The 1,669-nt window shown below is 38.8% G+C and carries 2 protein-coding genes; both read left to right on the plus strand.

The annotated features are described in order from the left end of the window. On the plus strand, nucleotides 1–561 hold a 561-nt coding region (locus G5B11_RS18585; RefSeq protein ID WP_173729318.1), incomplete at its 5' end, for a tyrosine-type recombinase/integrase. Then, nucleotides 554–1,561: a site-specific integrase gene (locus G5B11_RS18590; RefSeq protein WP_173729319.1), complete on the plus strand. Its 1,008-nt coding sequence runs from the start codon at nucleotides 554–556 to the stop codon at nucleotides 1,559–1,561. The genes G5B11_RS18585 and G5B11_RS18590, both read left to right, overlap by 8 nt. Nucleotides 1,562–1,669: the final 108 nt, after the last annotated feature.

Raw genomic sequence — 1,669 nt, forward strand, 5'->3', positions numbered from 1 at the left:
GTATACCCTTTTCTTATCAGGTTGCTCTATTGCTGTGGTTTAAGGATATCGGAAGCTTTGTCCCTTAAGATATCTGATATAGATTTTTCGGACAGGGTAATTACAGTAAGGCAGTCAAAATACAATAATACACGCTTAGTTCCCATGTCAGAATCCTTGTTTGCTTGCTTAAGAAACTACATGAATTCAGTCGGTTATTCGGAAAATGACACAGGTCTTTTATTTAGAAACAGATGGGGAGAAGCTTACCGCACCGGGTCTATACTTGGAAGATATAAGAAGTTGCTTGTGGAGGCTGGAGTTCCGTGTGCTGCAAATGGCAGACTTCCCCGCCTGCATGATTTGAGACACACATTTGCGGTTCATGCTCTTGAGAGTATGGTAGATAAGGGCATTGATACATATGTTTCGATTCCGTATCTTGAGGAATATATGGGACATAGGAATATCAAATGCACAGAGAAATACCTTCGCCTAACTGCTGAATCTTATGATCGTATAATTGATGCACTTGTCCCTTTATACAATGACATGTTCAAGGGAGGGGATGAGGATGAGTAAAAAATATTTATCAGATTACCTTACTGACTATCTGACAAGGTACCTTCCTCTGCAGATAGGTGCAAGTCCCAATACAATCAAGTCGTATAGAGATGCCTTTATCGTATTTTTAAGGTATTGCCGTGATGAACTGAAGATAAAGCCGGAGAAGTTAACGATGGATAATATTTCAAGAAAGACCGTTGAAGGTTATCTGCAATGGTTGGAAAAAAACAAAGGTTGCGCAGTCAGCACAAGGAATCACAGACTGACAGTTATTCATGCGTTGGCAAGATATATCGCAGTCGAAGACCCGCAATATATGTCCAAATGTCAGGAAATACTTGGAATAGACTTTAAGAAATGCGCGAAAAAGGAAGTAGAGTACCTTACAGTCGATGAGTTGAAAATTATTTTTGAGCAACCCGATACCAAGAGTAAAAATGGTCAAAGAGATCTCGCAATGCTTTCGCTTTTATATGATTCTGGTGCCAGAGTACAAGAGCTTGTGGACTTAAAACTGAAAGACGTTCGTTTCACAAAGCCTGCAACAGTAACGCTTACGGGAAAAGGTAATAAATCAAGAATTGTACCTTTAATGCCTGATACAGGATCATTATTAGAAAAATATACCAGTAACTACAGCATTACGGAACCTGAGCAGTATCTGTTTGTGAACAAAATGAAACAGAAACTCACAAGATCCGGTGTAGAATATGTGATTTCAAAATATGTGGCGAAAGCTCAGGATAGTCACCCTGAAATGACTATATCAAATGTGACGCCCCATATTTTTCGCCACAGCAAAGCAATGCATTTGGTGCAGGCAAACGTAAATCTGATTTACATTCGTGACTTTTTGGGTCACGAATCAGTCAAAACGACAGAAATATATGCAAAGGCTGATTCTGCTGCAAAAAGAGAGGCTCTTGAAAAAGCAAGCAAGAAGATCATTCCGGAAAGCCGTTACAAGGATAAAAAGAGGGAAGAATTGCTTGATTGGCTAAAAGAAATGATTTAAAGAAATCAACAGGACGGAGGATTATTATGTTGAGTAAAAAACGACACTATTCCATAAATATGGGGTATTTCAAAAGTTAATCAGCATAATAATTTACTCCGCATTAGA

It is taken from the genome of Blautia glucerasea (assembly GCF_013304385.1).
In the GTDB taxonomy this organism is placed as follows: domain Bacteria; phylum Bacillota; class Clostridia; order Lachnospirales; family Lachnospiraceae; genus Blautia_A; species Blautia_A ammoniilytica.